Below are 15,742 nucleotides of genomic sequence, written 5' to 3'. Positions count from 1 at the left end.
AACGCAACGGGATTCGGCGCGACGTGAACGACGCGCGGGCCGGGCGCCCGCCCCGGTGCCGTCCGTACACCACCGGGGCAGCCCGCCCGTCGCCACACGGACGCGTATCCGCGTGCGCGATCAGCCCTGCTTGGGCGCGGCCTGCTGCACCACCTCGAAGGACCACAGCGTCGAACCGCTCGCGGCGGGCTTCGGCCGCTCGCCACCCTCCCCGCCGTGCTGGTGCGCCGCCTTCATCGGCCCCTCCATCCACGCCTGGAACGACTCCTCGTCGCGCCACCGCGTGTAGACGAGGTACTGGTCGGTGCCCTCCACGGGGCGCAGCAGCTCGAACCACTCGAAGCCGTCGGCGGAATCGACCGTTCCGGCACGCGAGGCGAACCGCTTCTCCAACACCTCACGCTGCTCCGCGGGAACGGTCAGCACATTGATCTTCACCACGCTGGCCACAGGGCACCTCTCCTCGAACGGACGCCGAACCGGCGTCACAACCTCATCCGGATGCCTAGCAGTCTCCTACACCACCCGGTCAAAACGCCGTGAGGACGACCCCGGGCCGGACCGTCGGCCGGAGGGCCCGACGGGTCCGGCAGTTGGCGGTTCGGCACGTACGACGACGGCCGGCCGCCTGCCCCGAGGGGCGGGCGGCCGGCCGTCGTCAGTGGTGGCGCGGGGCGGCGTCTGCGCTCAGCCCGCCGTGCCGGTCGCGACCAGTTGACGGGCCTCGGCCTCGGTCTCCACCGCCGGCGGGGAACCGGGCAGCGGCTTGCGGGCGCTCTCCGACATCAGCAGGACGGCGATGCCGCCGATGACGGCCGCCGCCATCATGTAGTAGGCGGGCACCATCTTGTTGCCGGTCGCGCCGATCAGGGCGGTGACCACCAGCGGCGTGGTCCCGCCGAAGAGCGACACCGAGATGTTGAAGCCGATCGACAGCGAGCCGTAGCGCACCTTGGTCGGGAAGAGCGCGGGCAGCGTGGACGGCATCGCGGCGGTGAAGCACACCAGCAGCAGGCCGAGCGCGCCCATGCCCACGGCGATGGCGGCCAGCGAACCCTGACGGATCAGCAGCAGCGCGGGGACGGACAGGACCAGGAAGCCCACGCAGCCGGCGCCGATGACCGGGCGGCGGCCGAACCGGTCGGACAGCTTGCCCACGAAGGGCTGCACGCCCATCATCACGGCCATCACGCCGAGCACGACCAGCAGTCCGTGCGTCTCGTCGTACTTCAGCTCCGAGGTGAGGTAGCTCGGCATGTACGACAGCAGCATGTAGTCGGTGACGTTGAAGACCAGGACCAGACCGACGCAGAGCAGCATCGCCCGCCACTGACCGAAGATCATCTCGCGGATGCCGATCCGCTTCTCGGCCGCGCGCCGCTCCTTCTCGCGGGCGTGCGCCTCCTTCTCCATCTGGGCGAAGGCCGGGGTCTCTTCGAGGCGGAGCCGCAGGTAGAGGCCGATGATGCCCATCGGGCCGGCGATCAGGAACGGGATCCGCCAGCCCCACGAGTGGAGGTCCTCGGTGGACAGCAGCGCGGTCATCAGGGTGACCAGGCCGGCGCCGCCGACGTATCCGGCGAGGGTGCCGAACTCCAGCCAGCTGCCGAGGAATCCGCGCTTCTTGTCGGGCGCGTACTCGGCGATGAAGGTCGAGGCGCCGCCGTACTCGCCGCCGGTGGAGAAGCCCTGCACCAGGCGGGCGGCCAGCAGCAGGATGGGCGCGCCGACGCCGATCGCGGCGTACGACGGGATCAGGCCGATGGCGAAGGTGCCCGCGGCCATCATGATCATGGTGATGGCGAGGACCTTCTGGCGGCCGATGCGGTCGCCGAGCGGGCCGAAGAACATGCCGCCCAGCGGGCGCACCAGGAAGGCCGCGGCGAACGCGCCGAAGGTCGAGAGCAGCTGCGCGGTCGGGTTCCCGGACGGGAAGAAGACATGGCCGAGGGTGACCGCGATGTAGCTGTAGACGCCGAAGTCGAACCACTCCATCGCGTTGCCGAGGGCGGCCGCCGATACCGCGCGCTTGACCATCGCGGGGTCGACGACCGTGACCTCGCCCGGTGTCCGCGGGGCCGCCGCGTGGGGCTCGGTGGTGGCGCCGGCGCTTCTGGCGACGCCGGTACGGGAACCGGGTGCGAGGGGGGACTGCGTCGGCACGTGTTCGCTCGCCTGCGCTCTCTGGGACGACTACAAGGACCTGCCCCACCATGGCGTGGAGGGGCAAAGGACGACCATACGGGCAGACCGGGTCATCACGGACAGTATGCAGTTGACTGCACAGACGCCCGCCTACCCCCTCCTCGCTGGGTAAACATGCATCCGTAAACTTTTTTCCGAGAAGCGGGTTTGTGATCCATCTCGCGAGGAACCGCCGCAACCGAGGGCGGATTGTGGCCCGCGTCACGTGACGCGGGTCGCCCGGGTGTGTTCGTTCGCATACGGAAACGACAGGGGCGGCGGCCGGAGGGGCGCAAACGGAGACGGCGCGGTGGTGCGTCGCGCACCACCGCGCCGAAGGATCGTCGCGTCCCTCCAGGATCGGCCATCGACCCGGACCCCGCCACTCGGGCGGGCACCGCGCGTCCCCGGTCGGCACTTCACGGCATCCACGCCTCGTACGACAGCACCTGGCCCGCGCCGACCCGGAAGTCGGGCAGAGCCCTGGTGAAGGTGATCTCCGTGCCGAGGAGTTGGCCGGTGTGCGGATCGAGGATCACCATCTGGCGGGTGGCGTCCAGGGCGCCGTCGGACCCGTCGTGCACGAACGCCTGCCCGCGGCGGCCCAGTCGGTCGGTGACCGCACCGGCCGGCCGCAGGTCCCTGGTGTCCGCCAGCAACCGCACGATCGCCGCCGTCTCCCGCGGCCCCGGCGTCCACTCCTGGCGGAACGAGGCGAGCGCCGTCAGGAGTTGCGGCACGGCCGCCGCGTCGTCGCCGCCCGCCGCGCCGTAACGGGAGACGAGCAGCGCGCGCAGCGCCCCCGGGTCGGTGGGCGGCTCCGTACGGGCGGCGGGGCCCCCGTGCGATCCGCCCGAACCCGCCCGATAGGTCGCGCGGTGCAGCACCCGGCCGTCGCTGACGGTCCGCCAGCGGCCGCCGTCGTCGTGGATGACCGGGCGTCCCGGATGGCGCGGGTCGGTGGCCACCACCAGTTCGGAGCCGCTGCCGTCGGGGTTCCACCGGGTGATGCGCTCCTCGGGGACGGTCACCGGGGACGCCGCGTCCGGACCGGTCCCCATGGACAGACTCCAGCTCTGGAGATGGCTGCCGCGCCGCGGCCCGTCCTGCGGCCCGGCCGTCCGGGCCCGGGCCGCCGCGATACGGGCCAGCCCGTCCAGCGAGGGCTCGGCGCCGACCGCGCGCGGCACGAGCGCGGACGGTGCCGCCACCGCTGGGCTGCTGCCGGCGTCGGTGAGGGTGAAGGCGAGCACCGCGACCAGCGCCAGTACGGCCGCCTCGGCGCGCAGCACCAGACGGCGGCGGGCCCGCCGGGTGCGGGCGCTGTGCAGCAGGCGGTTGAGGGCGCGCTCGGCGGCGGCGTCCAACGGGCGGTCCCGCCAGCGCCCTTCACCGGCCGGCGCCGGGTCGGCCGCCCGCAGCAGCTCCAGTTCGTCACTCATGGCCGTCGCCTCCTCCTCGTACGGACACGGTGGTCCGGGAACGGTCGATCTCCGCGCGCAGGCGGCGCCGGGCCCGGTGCAGCCGCATGGCCGCCGCGCTCCGGCCGCAGCCGAGGACCACCGCCAGCTCCTCGACGGTCAGTTCCTCCCAGGCGGTCAGCCGCAGGACCTCCTGGTCGGCGGCGGACAGCCGGGCCAGCGCCTCGTGCACCCAGGAGCCGGGCCGCTCGGCGTCCGGGCTCGCCACGGTCTGCCGGCCGTGCGCCGCCTCGTGGTTGCCCAGCCGGTGCAGCAGCCGCCGATAGCGGCCGATCCCGCGCACCGTATTGGCCAGGCAGTTCCGGGCCACCCCGTACAGCCAGGGCAGCGGCGCGTCGGGGAGTTCGGTGCGCCGCCGCCACGCTATGGAGAAGACGTCGGCCACCACCTCCTCGACCTCGTGTGCCGGGGCGTCCAGCCGCCGCGCCACAAAGCGGCTGACCGCCCAGTAGTGCGCGCGGTAGGCCGCGGCGAAGGCGTCGTCCGTGCTCATGAAACCCCTGTGTCCGGCATCGCCCCGATCGTCACACCCCGCTCTCGTGACCCATCCCACCCTCCCGGCAGCCCGATTCGCGTCCGTCACCTGTGACGAGGCACGGGGAGGCGGACACCTACGGGGCATGAAGCTCCCCGCAACCCCCTCCCCGGCGGCCGGAACCGCCGTGCCGCGGTCCGCCGTGGCACGGCCCGCGCGGCGCCGGAACCCGGTGGCATGGCTGACGACCACCGACCACAAGACCATCGGCACGCTCTATCTGGTGACCGCCTTCGCCTTCTTCTGTGTCGGCGGGCTGCTGGCGCTGCTGATGCGCGCCGAGCTGGCCCGGCCCGGTCACCAGCTGCTGTCGAACGAGCAGTTCAACCAGGCGTTCACGATGCACGGCACGATCATGCTGCTGATGTTCGCGACGCCGTTGTTCGCCGGTTTCGCCAACTGGATCATGCCGCTCCAGATCGGCGCGCCCGATGTGGCGTTCCCGCGGCTGAACATGTTCGCCTACTGGCTCTACCTCTTCGGCTCGCTGATCGCGGTGGGCGGCTTCCTCACCCCTCAAGGTGCGGCCGATTTCGGCTGGTTCGGCTATGTGCCGCTTTCCGACGCCGTCCATTCGCCCGGCGTCGGCGCCGATATGTGGATCATGGGTCTGGCCTTCTCGGGTTTCGGCACGATCCTGGGTTCGGTCAACTTCATCACCACCATCATCTGCATGCGTGCGCCGGGCATGACGATGTTCCGGATGCCGATCTTCGTGTGGAACGTGCTGCTGACCGGTGTGCTGGTCCTGCTGGCCTTCCCGGTTCTGGCGGCCGCGCTGTTCGCGCTGGAGGCGGACCGTAAATTCGGTGCGCATGTCTTCGACGCGGCCAATGGCGGGGCATTGCTCTGGCAACACCTCTTCTGGTTCTTCGGGCATCCGGAGGTGTACATCATCGCGCTGCCGTTCTTCGGCATCATTTCCGAGGTCATTCCGGTCTTCTCCCGGAAGCCGATGTTCGGTTACATCGGTCTGATCGCCGCGACGGTGTCGATCGCGGGTCTTTCGGTGACGGTGTGGGCGCACCACATGTATGTCACGGGTGGCGTGCTGTTGCCGTTCTTCTCCTTCATGACGTTCCTGATCGCGGTGCCGACCGGTGTGAAGTTCTTCAACTGGATCGGCACGATGTGGAAGGGTTCGTTGTCCTTCGAGACGCCGATGCTCTGGGCGATCGGCTTCCTGATCACGTTCACCTTCGGTGGTCTGACGGGTGTGATCCTGGCGTCGCCGCCGATGGACTTCCACATCTCGGACTCGTACTTCGTGGTGGCGCACTTCCATTACGTGGTGTTCGGTACGGTCGTGTTCGCGATGTTCGCCGGTTTCCACTTCTGGTGGCCGAAGTTCACCGGCAAGATGCTGGACGAGCGGCTGGGCAAGATCACGTTCTGGACGCTGTTCATCGGTTTCCACGGCACGTTCCTCGTCCAGCACTGGCTCGGCGCGGAAGGAATGCTGCGCCGGATTCCCGACTATCTCGCCGCCGACGGCTTCACCACACTCAACACCGTCTCGTCCCTCTTCTCCTTCCTGCTGGGTCTGTCGATCCTGCCGTTCCTCTACAACGTCTGGAAGACCGCCAAGTACGGTCAGAAGGTCGGCGTGGACGACCCGTGGGGCTATGGCCGTTCGCTGGAGTGGGCGACCTCCTGCCCGCCACCGCGGCACAACTTCCGCACCCTGCCGCGCATTCGCTCCGAATCCCCGGCGTTCGATCTGCACCACCCCGATGTCGCGGCCGCGATCGAACGGTGAGGAGGAAAGCGTGAGGGGGCGTGAAATGCCCGGGGCCGACGAGACCGGCGGGGAAGAGAACCTCCGGACGGCGGAGGCGATCAACGAGATCGAGGGATATCTGCTGTGGGCGGCGGAAGAGGAACGGGCCCGCGGCCGGGCGGAGGAGTTCTGCGCCCGGCTGCCCTGGCTCACCGCGTCCCAGCGCGCGGACGTCGTCCGGCAGTACTGCCGGGAGCAGCGCGCGCAGTCCCGTTCCTACTGCGAGCGCGTCGCGGCCCGCAGCGCCGCCCTGCGGACCGAGTACGAGGACGTCTACCGCAGGCTGCGGCGCCGCGCGGTGGCCGTGCTGCTCGGCGTCGGCGTCGTCGAGGTGCTCGCCCTGGTGGTGCTCTCCCAGGTGGTGCCCTCCCTCAGCGGTAGTGCACCCGGAGTTCCTTGACCCCGTTGAGCCAGGCGGAGCGCAGCCGCCGCGGGTCGCCGGCCAGCGAGATCCCGGGGACGGCGTCCGCGAGGGCGTTGAAGATCAGGTCGATCTCCAGCACGGCCAGGGACTTGCCCAGGCAGAAGTGCGGTCCGCCGCCGCCGAAGCCCAGGTGGGGGTTGGGGTCGCGGGTGATGTCGAAGACGTCGGGCCGGTCGAAGACCGAAGGGTCGTGGTTGGCGGAGGAGTAGAAGATCCCGACCCGCTGGCCCTTCCTGATGTGCGCGCCGCCCAGCTCGGTGTCCTGGGTGGCGGTGCGCTGGAAGGAGACCACCGGGGTCGCCCACCGCACGATCTCCTCGGCGGCGGTCGCCGGGCGCTCGCGCTTGTAGAGCTCCCACTGGTCGGGGTGGGTGAGGAAGGCGTGCATGCCGTGGGTGATGGCGTTGCGGGTGGTCTCGTTGCCGGCCACCGCCAGCAGCAGCACGAAGAACCCGAACTCGTCGGAGCCGAGGTTCCCCTCGTGCTCGGCCGCCACCAGCCGGCTGACGATGTCCTTGGCCGGGCACTCCTTGCGGGCCGCGGCGAGGTTCATCGCGTACGAGATCAGCTCCATCGCCGCGTTGGCGCCGACCTCCTCGGTGATGGCCAGTTCCGGATCGTCGTAGGCGATCATCTTGTTCGACCAGTCGAAGATCCGGGCCCGGTCCTCCTGCGGGACGCCGATGAGCTCGGCGATCGCCTGGAGGGGGAGTTCGCAGGCGACGTCGGTGACGAAGTCGCCGGAGCCCTTGTGCCGGGCCTCCTCGACGATGTGCCCGGCCCGCCGGCGCAGCGCCTCCTCCAGGGCGCGGATGGCCCGCGGGGTGAAGCCGCGCTGGACGATCTGGCGGACCCGGGTGTGCTCCGGCGGGTCCATGTTCAGCATGATCAGCTTCTGGACCTCGATCTGATCGCGGGAGATGCCCGAGTTGAAGCGGATGATCGAGGTGTTGAGATTGGCCGAGAACACCTCCGGTTTGGTGGAGACCTCCTTGACGTCCTGGTGGCGGGTGACCACCCAGTAGCCGTCGTCGTCGAAGCCGGCGATGCCGTGCGGCTGGGCGTTCCACCACACCGGCGCGGTCCGGCGCAGCCGTGCGAACTCCGGGAGCGGGACCCGGGACTGGTAGACGTCGGGGTCGGTGAAGTCGAACCCTTCGGGCAGCTCGGGGCAGTGCATCGGCGACTCCTGGTCCAGCTGACGTGGGACGCCCTGACGGCACCGCCGTCCGGCCAACAGCTTGACTGACGGCCCATCAGATGCAGGTCGCGGTGAAGGTAGTAACGAGTTCTACAAGTGGCAAGAGGCACGGCAAGGCCACTTGTGCACAAGGGCGTTGCAGCCCCCTTGCGCCGCGCCGGACAGCTCAAGAGACTGTTCGCAGAACTAGAACGCGTACTAGTTCTTCCCTCCGTGGGCGCCGGGACGCACGCGGACGCGAGGAGAGGACGAGTTGAGTCATGGCCGCGGAACCCGTCATCGTCGAAGCAGTACGCACCCCCATCGGCAGGCGCCAGGGCGCGCTCGCCAACCTCCACCCCGCCTACCTCCTGGGTGAGACGTACCGCGAACTCCTCGCCCGGACGGGCATCCAGCCCGACTGCGTGGAACAGATCGTCGGCGGCACCGTCACCCACGCCGGCGAACAGTCCATGAACCCCGCCCGTAATGCCTGGCTCACCATGGGCCTGCCCTACGAGACCGCCGCCACCACCGTGGACTGTCAGTGCGGCTCCTCCCAGCAGGCCAACCACATGGTCGCCAACATGATCGCGGGCGGCGTCATCGACATCGGCATCGGCTGCGGCGTCGAGGCGATGTCCCGCGTCCCGCTCGGCAGCGGCTCCAAGCACGGCCCCGGCAAACCCTGGCCCGACGAGTGGAACGTCGACCTGCCCAACCAGTTCGAGGCCGCCGAGCGGATCGCCCGCCACCGCGGCCTGACCCGCGAGAACGTCGACACCCTCGGCCTGCTCTCCCAGGAGCGGGCCGCCACCGCCTGGGCCGAGGAGCGCTTCAAACGGGAGACCTTCGCCGTCCAGGTCCCCACCACCGAGGACGAACAGGCCGCCGGCCAGGGCATGTGGCGGCTGGTCGACCGCGACGAGGGCCTGCGCGACACCGACATGGCGGCCCTCGCCGGCCTCAAGCCCGTGATGCCCACCGCCGTGCACACCGCCGGCAACTCCTCGCAGATCTCCGACGGCGCCGCCGCCCTGCTGTGGGCCTCCAAGAAGATGGCCCGCGCCCTCCGGCTCCGGCCCCGGGCCCGCATCGTCGCCCAGGCGCTCGTCGGCTCCGACCCGCACTTCCACCTCGACGGGCCGATCGACGCCACCCGGGCGGTCCTGGGCAAGGCCGGGATGTCGCTCAGGGACATCGACCTGGTCGAGATCAACGAGGCGTTCGCCTCCGTGGTGCTCTCCTGGGCGCAGGTCTTCGACCAGGACCTGGAGAAGGTCAACGTCAACGGCGGAGCCATCGCCATGGGGCACCCGGTCGGCGCCACCGGCGCCCGCCTGCTCACCACCGCCCTGCACGAACTGGAGCGCCGGGACAAGGAGTTCGCCCTGATCACCATGTGCGCGGGCGGCGCGCTGGCGACGGCGACGATCATTCAACGGCTGTAGGGCCTGTCGTCGAACTCCCGCCCGGCGCGCCCGCGGGGCCGGTCGGGTACGCGGTCGCCCGGCCGGTCCCTGAGAGCGGAACTCGGGGGAACCCTCAGGGAGTTGGGGGTCGACCCGCATGTCGCGGCCGGCCGGGTCGCCGTAGCGTCGGAGCCATGAAGAACACCGCTCCGCACCACGCGTCCCGTCCGTCCGTCCCCCGCGCCACCGCCGGCCGTGCCGCCGCCCTGCCGGCGGTGCAGGCGGTGCTCCCGGCCGCGCCGCCCGGCGCCCGCGCGGGTCCGTCAGGACCGGCCCGCCGGCCCGGCCGCGTCCACGAACGCCACCGGCGCCTCGAACGCCGCCCGGCGCGTCGCCCGCCGCAGCGCCTTCAGCACCGTGCCGCCCAGCGTCAGCGTGAGCACGACGGTGACCACCGCCCGCGGCAGATCCCACCCCAGGGACGTCGCCAGGCAGTACGCGAGATAGCGCGCCAGGTTGGCGGAGAGCGGATCGCCCGGCACGAACGACACCCCCGACGCCAACCCGCCGATGTACGGCCAGCCCTGGAGGTTCATCACCAGCCCATAGCCGACCGACGCCACCGCCCCGTACCCGGCCAGCAGGAGCAGCTCGCGGCGGCCCCGCAACCTCCCCCGAGCTCTCGACTCCGCTCGATCAGGGGGGACCCCCATGGTCCCCGGCAGCAGTCCCGCCCCCATCGACACCCAGCCCATCGACAGCATCTGGAACGGCATCCATGGTCCGACCCCGCCCGTCAGCAGCGCCGAGGCGAACATCGCCACCGACCCCAGCACAAAACCGAAGCCCGGCCCCAGCACCCGCCCCGACAACACCATCAGGAAGAACATCGGCTCGATCCCCGCGGTCCCCGCACCCAGCGGCCGCAACGCCGCACCCGCCGCGGCCAGCACCCCGAGCATCGCGATCGCCTTGGCATCCAGGCCGCTGTCGGCGATGGTGGCCACCACCACCGCCAGCAGCAGCGGCAACAGCGCGGCGAACAGCCACGGAGCGTCCTGCGAATGCGCGAGCCCGGAAGCGGAACCGGCCAGCAACGGCCAGCCGAAGGCCACCACGCCGATCGCCGACACCAGACACAGCGCGGCGACCGACCGCGGCCCGAGCCGCACCGCACGCACCCGCCGCTCCGGTGCCGTCACGCCGACGCCCCTTCCAGGGAACGGGCCACTTGGGCGACGGTCAGCCACGGCAGCGGCGCCAGCACCTTGGCGACCTGCGGGGCGAACGCGGGGGAGGAGACCACCACGTCCTCGGTCGGACCGTCCGCGACGACCTCCCCGTCCGCCAGGATCACCACCCGGTGCGCGAGTTCGGCGGCCAGCTCCACATCGTGCGTGGCCAGCACGCACGCCTGCCCCTCGGCGGCCAGCCCCCGGACGACCTCGACCAGCCGCGCCTTGGCCGCGTAGTCCAGGCCCCGGGTGGGCTCGTCGAGCAGCAGCAGCGGCGGCCGGGCGGTCAGCACCACCGCCAGCGCCAGGGTCAGCCGCTGTCCCTCGGACAGATCCCGCGGATGGGCCGCATCCGGCACCCCGGGCAGCAGTCGCGTGACCAGCTCCCGGCAGCTCCCGGCCGGTGCGTCCGCGTCCCGGTCAGCCGCGGCGCACTCCGCCGCCACGGTGTCCGCGGACAGCAGGTCGCGCGGCTCCTGCGGCACCAGGCCGACCCGGCGCAGCAGCTCCCGCGGCCGCGCCTTGTGCGGGACGGCGCCCCCGACCCGCACCGAGCCCGCCGACGGCGGATGCATCCCGACCAGCGTGCGCAGCAGTGTCGACTTGCCGGCACCGTTCCGTCCCATCAGGGCGACGGTCTCGCCGGGCCGGACGGTCAGCCCGACGCCGTGCAGCACCGGAGTGCGGTCCCGGTGGACGCCGAGCCCCGCGACCGCGGCGACCGGCTCGGTGTCCGCCCCCGGTCCGTCGCCGGAGTCCTCGCCCGGCCCGGCTCCCGGCCGGCCTCCCGGTCCCGCCACCGGTCCGGGAGACGGTGCGGCCAGCGCCGACAGCCGGTCCCGCAGCCCGGCCGCCTTCCGGCGGGCGTCCCGCACCGTCAGCGGCAGCGGTGCCCAGCCGGCCAGCCGGCCCAGTTCGACCACCGGCGGCCGCACCGGCGAAGCGGCCATCATGCCGGCCGGATCGCCCATCACCGGGGCCGCACCGGGCCCCGGCAGCAGGATCACCTGGTCCGCGTACTGCACCACCCGCTCCAGCCGGTGCTCGGCCATCAGCACCGTCGTCCCCAGGTCGTGCACCAGCCGCTGCAGCACCGCCAGCACCTCCTCGGCGGCCCCCGGGTCCAGCGCCGACGTCGGCTCGTCCAGCACCAGGACCTTGGGGTGGGTCGTCAGCACCGAACCGATCGCCACCCGCTGCATCTGCCCGCCGGACAGCGTGCGGACGGCACGGTCCCGCAGCTCGGCCAGGCCCAGCAGGTCCAGGGTCTCCTCGACCCGGCGGCGCATCACGTCCGGGGCGAGCCCCAGCGACTCCATGCCGTAGGCCAGTTCGTCCTCGACGGTGTCGGTGACGAAGTGCGCCAGCGGGTCCTGGCCCACCGTCCCGACCACATCGGCCAGTTCACGCGGCGGATGGATGCGGGTGTCCCGCCCGCCGACGGTCACCCGGCCGTGCAGGGTGCCACCGGTGAAGTGCGGCACCAGCCCGCTCACGGCGTTCAGCAGCGTCGACTTGCCGACCCCGGACGGGCCGACGAGGAGGCACAGCTCCCCCTCGGGCACGGTCAGGTCGACCCCCTGGACGGCCGGCGCGGCGGCGTCCCCATAGGTGACCGAGACCTCCTCGAAGCGGATCACTGGGCGGACTCCTTCGTGCACGGGTCGGAATCGGAGGGACGGGAGAGAGGAGAGCTACGCGAGGTGGGAGAGGTTCCAGAGGTGCCATGGGCGTTAGGGGGAGAGGAAGCCGATGAAGACGACGGTGGCGAAGACGCCGAAGCCGAAGAAGACGCCGAAGCCGAAGAAGACGCCGCCGAGCCGGCCGTCCGGCCCGGACCGCGGGCTCCGCCCCGCGTGGGCCCCGGTGCCGGCGCCACCACCGCCGGCACCAACCCCACCAGCAGCGAAAGCGCCGGCCACAGCGGCAGCACCGGCGCCGTCAGCGGCACCGCCGGCGGATGCAGGGCCCCCGGCGCACAGCCGTTCGCCGCGATCATCAGCGCCGCGACCGCGACCCCCGAACCGGACACCAGCCAGGCCCGGACGCCCCACGCCTCGGGCCGGTAGCGCGTCCGCACCGACCGGCGGCCACCCAGCCACAGCCCGGCCAGCGCGGCCACCAGACCGACCGCCAGCAGCGGCAGCCCGTAGCCGCCCCCGGAATCGCCCAGCAGCCCGTACGTCCCCGCGCACACCCCGAGCAGCCCGCCCAGGGTCAGCACCGACGTCAACCGCCGCACGGCGGGCGGCACCTGGGCCGTCCGCCCGTAGCCGCGGGCGTCCATGGCCGCGGCCAGCGCCACCGACCGCTCCAACGCGCCCTCCAGCACCGGCAGTCCCACCTGTAGCAGCGCCGCGACCCCGCGGTCCGGGCGGCCGCGCAGCCGGCGGGCCGCCCGCAGCCGCTGTACGTCCGCCACCAGGTTCGGCGCGAAGGTCATCGCGACCACCACCGCCACTCCGGCCTCGTACAGCGCACCGGGCAGCGACTTCAGCAACCGGGCAGGATTGGCCAGCGCGTTGGCGGCGCCCACACAGATCAGCAGCGTGGCCAGCTTCAACCCGTCGTACAGCGCGAAGACCATGCCCTCCGCGGTCACCCGGCCGCCCACCCGGACCCCCTTCGCCCAGTCGGGAAGCGGGAGTTCGGGCAGCGTCACCAGGGTGTGGGTACCGGGGATCGGCGAACCCAGCACGAAAGCGAAGACCAGCCGGATGCCCAGCACCACCAGCCCGAGCTTGACGAACGCGCTGTACGACCGGGCCCACGGCGCATCGGTCCGGCGTGCCGCCACGACATAGCCGGCCACTCCCACCAGCAGCCCCAGGAGCAGCGGATTGGTGGTCCGGGACGCCGCGGTCGCCAGGCCGAGCGCCCACACCCACCAGGCGCCCGCGTGCAACGCGGTACTGCGGGTGGCGCGCGGGGCCCTCATCCGCGCCGCCGGCGCGCCTGCCACACGCCGGCCGCGCCCAGCACCACCACGGCCCCGATACCGCCGAGGACACCGGCCGACGGCCCCCCGTCGTCGTCCCCGCCCGCGGCACCGCCGGCACCGCGTTCGGCCGTCGCCGTGGTCTTCGGCTGCGCCCCGCTCCCGTCCACCTGCTCCGCGCAACCGGACCGCGGATAGCCCGCGATCCCGCACAGCAGCGCATCGGCGTCGTAGCGCAGCGGCTTGGCGACCGCCGCCAGCGCCTCGCCCGCCGAGGCGTCCGCGGGCACCCGGGCACAGCCGGTGCGCCCGGCCGGCGGACGCTCACCGGGCGGGGCGTCCGCCGCGGTGCCGAAGTCGATCACCACGCCGATCCGCTTGTCCCCGGACCGGGCCGGGGTCGTACCGCAGAGCGCGGCGAAGTCAGGGGCGGTGCGCGGGCCGGCCGCCTTGACGGAGTCCGCGCTCACCGAGAAGCGGAAGCCCACCACGGCCCCGTCGGCCGGCCGTGCGGTGCCGGGCCCCTCCGTCGCGTACGCCCACGCGGTCTTCTTGCCACCGGCGGCCGGGGCACCGCCGTCCCAGAAGGACCAGTAGCGGTACTGCTGCGCCTGGGCGGGCCCGGCCCCCAGACCGGCCACCGCCCCCGCCAGCAGCAGCCCGCCGGCGGCCCGCCGGGTCCAACCGTGCCGCAGCCTGCTCACAGCGCGTTCTTGTTCTTGTTGCGGCCGCTGATCAGGAAGCCGATGCCGGCGCCGATGGCCAGCCCGACACCGATCACCCACCACGGGCCGAAGCCGCCCCCGTCCGAGGTGTCCTGCTCCGCCGCCGGCGACGGCGCGGCGGTCGCGGCCGGCGCGGGCCCGGTCGCGTCGAGCGCGCTCACCAGGTCGGTGCCGCCGAACGCCCGCGGGTCGGTGCCGGTGGCGTGCGCGGCGAGGATCAACTGGGCGTACGCGGCCGGGCCGTTCTGCTTCGCCCAGGCCCCGGCGTTCTTCTCCAGCCACGCCAACGGCTTCTGGGCGGCCGCGCCGTGCCCGCCGGCTGCCAGCGCGACCACCGTGTCCGCGGTGTTGCCGACGTCGGGCTGCTGCTCGGCGCCCGGCATCGCGGACCGCAGATGCTGCCCGCCGGCGTCCAACTGCCCGACGAGCCAGTTCGCGCCGCCGTCCGCGGCCGCCGCCCGGGCGTCCGCGCCGCTGCCCCGCATCGCGTCCTTCGCGCAGTCCGGCGCCTTGACCGGCCGGTTCGCGGCCTTGCCCGCCGGCGCCACGACGAAGCCCTGGCCCAGGGCCCCGGTGACGGCGGCCGCGGTCGCGTCGGCGTTCGGCGCGGAGTTCTTCAGCTGGAAGGTGAACGCCCCGCGCTCGGCCTCCTTCGCATCGCACCCGAGCCGGAACGTCAGCAGCGCGTCGTACGGCGACTTGCCGCCCTTCGCCGTCACCGACTCCGGCTTCTCACCGGCCGCGGCGAGCGCGCCGATCACCACCGCGGTGGAGTTGGCGTCGCTCTCCTCGCCGCCCTGCCCACCGGGCATCGAGCTCCAGCCGCCGTCCTCGTGCTGGACGGACTTCAGCCACTGCACGGCCTTCTGCACGGTGTCGCCGTGCCCGCCGAGCGCGGTCAGCGCCTGGATCGCGGCGGCGGTCTGGTTGGTGTCCCGCATCGTGGCCGCGTCGCACGCCTTGCCGGGCTCCGGCCGGTACGCGGCGAACGCCCCGTCGGCGCACTGCTGCCCCGCCAGCCAGTCCACCGCGGACGTTGCCGGGCGGACCCCCACCGTGTGCTGCGCCAGCAGCGCCAGCGACTGCCGCCACACGCCGTCGTACTGCGGGTCCTTGGCGCCGTACAGGCCCTTGGGCAGCTTCTGCTGCGAGGGCTGCGGAGCCGCCGGGCCGTCGGCGTACGCGACGGGGGCCGCGGCGCCGGCCAGCACGGCGGCGGTCGCCGCGGCGGCCAGCGCCGTGGCGGCGCGGCGCGCCCGGGGGGCGGCGGAGTGCGGCTGCGGCGCGGTGGCCTGGGGAGCCGTGGGGGCCATACGGGCCATCGGGTGGGTGCCTCTCGGGTCGGTCGGGTCGCGGCGGGCTACGAAGCCGATCCGGGCCCGGGCGACCGCCCGTGCAGCACGCGCGGCGTGCGGCACGGTGGCACCGGGCTCAGCTCCGTAGACCTCGACGGTGCCGCGCACCGGCCGTCCGCGGGGCGGCGGTTCCGGTGGCGGGAGCCTTGGTCGTGCCCTACCGGGTGCTCCGGCTCGTCCGGTCGCGCCGGGCGGCCGGAGTCACGGATGGGGGTGCCCCCGGGCACGAGCGAAGTCGAGAGCTCGGGGGAGGGGCAGCGCCGGATTTCCACCGGCTTTCCCCGATCGGGTACGGGATGAAGTTGTCCCGCACACTTTAACTCCGGAGGGGCAACGCACCGCCTCGCGGTCGCGTTCGCGGACGCGACCGCCACGGCCCGCCGACGGGTGACCGCCGTCACGAGAATCCGACCGGCGAACCGACCGACGGACCAACCGGCAAACCAGCTGGCGAACCGACCGGCGAACCGACCGGGACCACTCGATAGACCCC

13 protein-coding genes and 1 pseudogene are annotated in these 15,742 nt (G+C 72.7%); 4 read left to right on the top strand and 10 right to left on the bottom strand.

The genetic code is table 11. The features are described from left to right. Positions 1-120 precede the first annotated feature (120 nt). The 4 genes from K2224_RS27550 to K2224_RS27535 all read right to left on the bottom strand — a co-directional run bounded on the left by K2224_RS27550 (position 121) and on the right by K2224_RS27535 (position 4,158). Complete coding sequence (locus K2224_RS27550; protein WP_221909273.1) at positions 121-450, bottom strand: antibiotic biosynthesis monooxygenase; 330 nt, start codon at positions 448-450, stop codon at positions 121-123. Between the two features lie 237 nt (positions 451-687). After that, positions 688-2,163 carry a glycine betaine/L-proline transporter ProP gene (gene proP / locus K2224_RS27545; RefSeq protein WP_221909272.1) on the bottom strand — a complete coding sequence of 492 codons (1,476 nt, stop codon included), beginning with the start codon at positions 2,161-2,163 and terminating at the stop codon, positions 688-690. 440 nt (positions 2,164-2,603) lie between these two features. Next, the gene (locus K2224_RS27540; RefSeq protein WP_221909271.1) at positions 2,604-3,626 is read right to left on the bottom strand and encodes a CU044_5270 family protein; all 1,023 of its coding nucleotides are present in this window, start codon (positions 3,624-3,626) and stop codon (positions 2,604-2,606) included. Next, complete coding sequence (locus tag K2224_RS27535; protein ID WP_221909270.1) at positions 3,619-4,158, bottom strand: RNA polymerase sigma factor; 540 nt, start codon at positions 4,156-4,158, stop codon at positions 3,619-3,621. Before K2224_RS27535 ends, K2224_RS27540 begins: the two co-directional genes overlap by 8 nt. Positions 4,159-4,285: 127 nt before the next feature. Between K2224_RS27535 and ctaD the strand changes: the two genes are divergently transcribed. Further along, positions 4,286-5,959 carry a cytochrome c oxidase subunit I gene (ctaD, locus tag K2224_RS27530; protein WP_221909269.1) on the top strand — a complete coding sequence of 558 codons (1,674 nt, stop codon included), beginning with the start codon at positions 4,286-4,288 and terminating at the stop codon, positions 5,957-5,959. A 10-nt stretch (positions 5,960-5,969) separates the two neighbouring features. Next, positions 5,970-6,380 (top strand): hypothetical protein, encoded by a 411-nt coding sequence (locus K2224_RS27525; protein ID WP_260693379.1) that lies wholly within the window; start codon positions 5,970-5,972, stop codon positions 6,378-6,380. On the opposite strand, the gene K2224_RS27520 is transcribed toward K2224_RS27525, so the two are convergent. Next, positions 6,352-7,584, bottom strand: coding sequence for a cytochrome P450 (locus K2224_RS27520; RefSeq protein ID WP_221909268.1), 1,233 nt, complete (start codon positions 7,582-7,584; stop codon positions 6,352-6,354). The genes K2224_RS27525 and K2224_RS27520 overlap by 29 nt on opposite strands. A gap of 281 nt (positions 7,585-7,865) precedes the next feature. Here K2224_RS27520 and K2224_RS27515 point away from each other — a divergent pair, with 281 nt between their 5' ends. Next, positions 7,866-9,035 carry a steroid 3-ketoacyl-CoA thiolase gene (locus K2224_RS27515; protein ID WP_221909267.1) on the top strand — a complete coding sequence of 390 codons (1,170 nt, stop codon included), beginning with the start codon at positions 7,866-7,868 and terminating at the stop codon, positions 9,033-9,035. Positions 9,036-9,319: 284 nt separating this feature from the next. Here K2224_RS27515 and K2224_RS27510 read toward each other — a convergent pair whose 3' ends face one another. The 5 genes from K2224_RS27510 to K2224_RS27490 are packed head-to-tail and all read right to left on the bottom strand — an operon-like array spanning position 9,320 to position 15,207. After that, on the bottom strand, positions 9,320-10,198 hold the full coding sequence (locus K2224_RS27510) for an ECF transporter S component (protein WP_221909266.1): 879 nt from the start codon (positions 10,196-10,198) through the stop codon (positions 9,320-9,322). Beyond that, positions 10,195-11,871 (bottom strand): ABC transporter ATP-binding protein, encoded by a 1,677-nt coding sequence (locus K2224_RS27505; RefSeq protein WP_221909265.1) that lies wholly within the window; start codon positions 11,869-11,871, stop codon positions 10,195-10,197. The genes K2224_RS27510 and K2224_RS27505 overlap by 4 nt, the downstream gene beginning before the upstream one ends. Then, positions 11,868-13,169: an energy-coupling factor transporter transmembrane protein EcfT gene (locus K2224_RS27500; protein ID WP_260693377.1), complete on the bottom strand. Its 1,302-nt coding sequence runs from the start codon at positions 13,167-13,169 to the stop codon at positions 11,868-11,870. Before K2224_RS27500 ends, K2224_RS27505 begins: the two co-directional genes overlap by 4 nt. Next, positions 13,166-13,873: an SCO2322 family protein gene (locus K2224_RS27495; RefSeq protein WP_221909263.1), complete on the bottom strand. Its 708-nt coding sequence runs from the start codon at positions 13,871-13,873 to the stop codon at positions 13,166-13,168. The genes K2224_RS27500 and K2224_RS27495 overlap by 4 nt, the downstream gene beginning before the upstream one ends. Continuing rightward, a complete protein-coding gene (locus K2224_RS27490; RefSeq protein WP_221909957.1) occupies positions 13,870-15,207 on the bottom strand; it encodes a prenyltransferase/squalene oxidase repeat-containing protein in 1,338 nt (445 codons plus the stop codon). The genes K2224_RS27495 and K2224_RS27490 overlap by 4 nt, the downstream gene beginning before the upstream one ends. 452 nt (positions 15,208-15,659) lie before the next feature. Here K2224_RS27490 and K2224_RS41750 point away from each other — a divergent pair. Further along, positions 15,660-15,737: pseudogene (locus K2224_RS41750) on the top strand (hypothetical protein); the annotation flags it as partial. Positions 15,738-15,742: the final 5 nt, after the last annotated feature.

Source organism: Streptomyces sp. BHT-5-2 (assembly GCF_019774615.1).
GTDB lineage: Bacteria > Actinomycetota > Actinomycetes > Streptomycetales > Streptomycetaceae > Streptomyces.
Note: the sequence above shows the minus strand (reverse complement) of the source record. Positions and strands in the feature narration are given on the sequence as shown.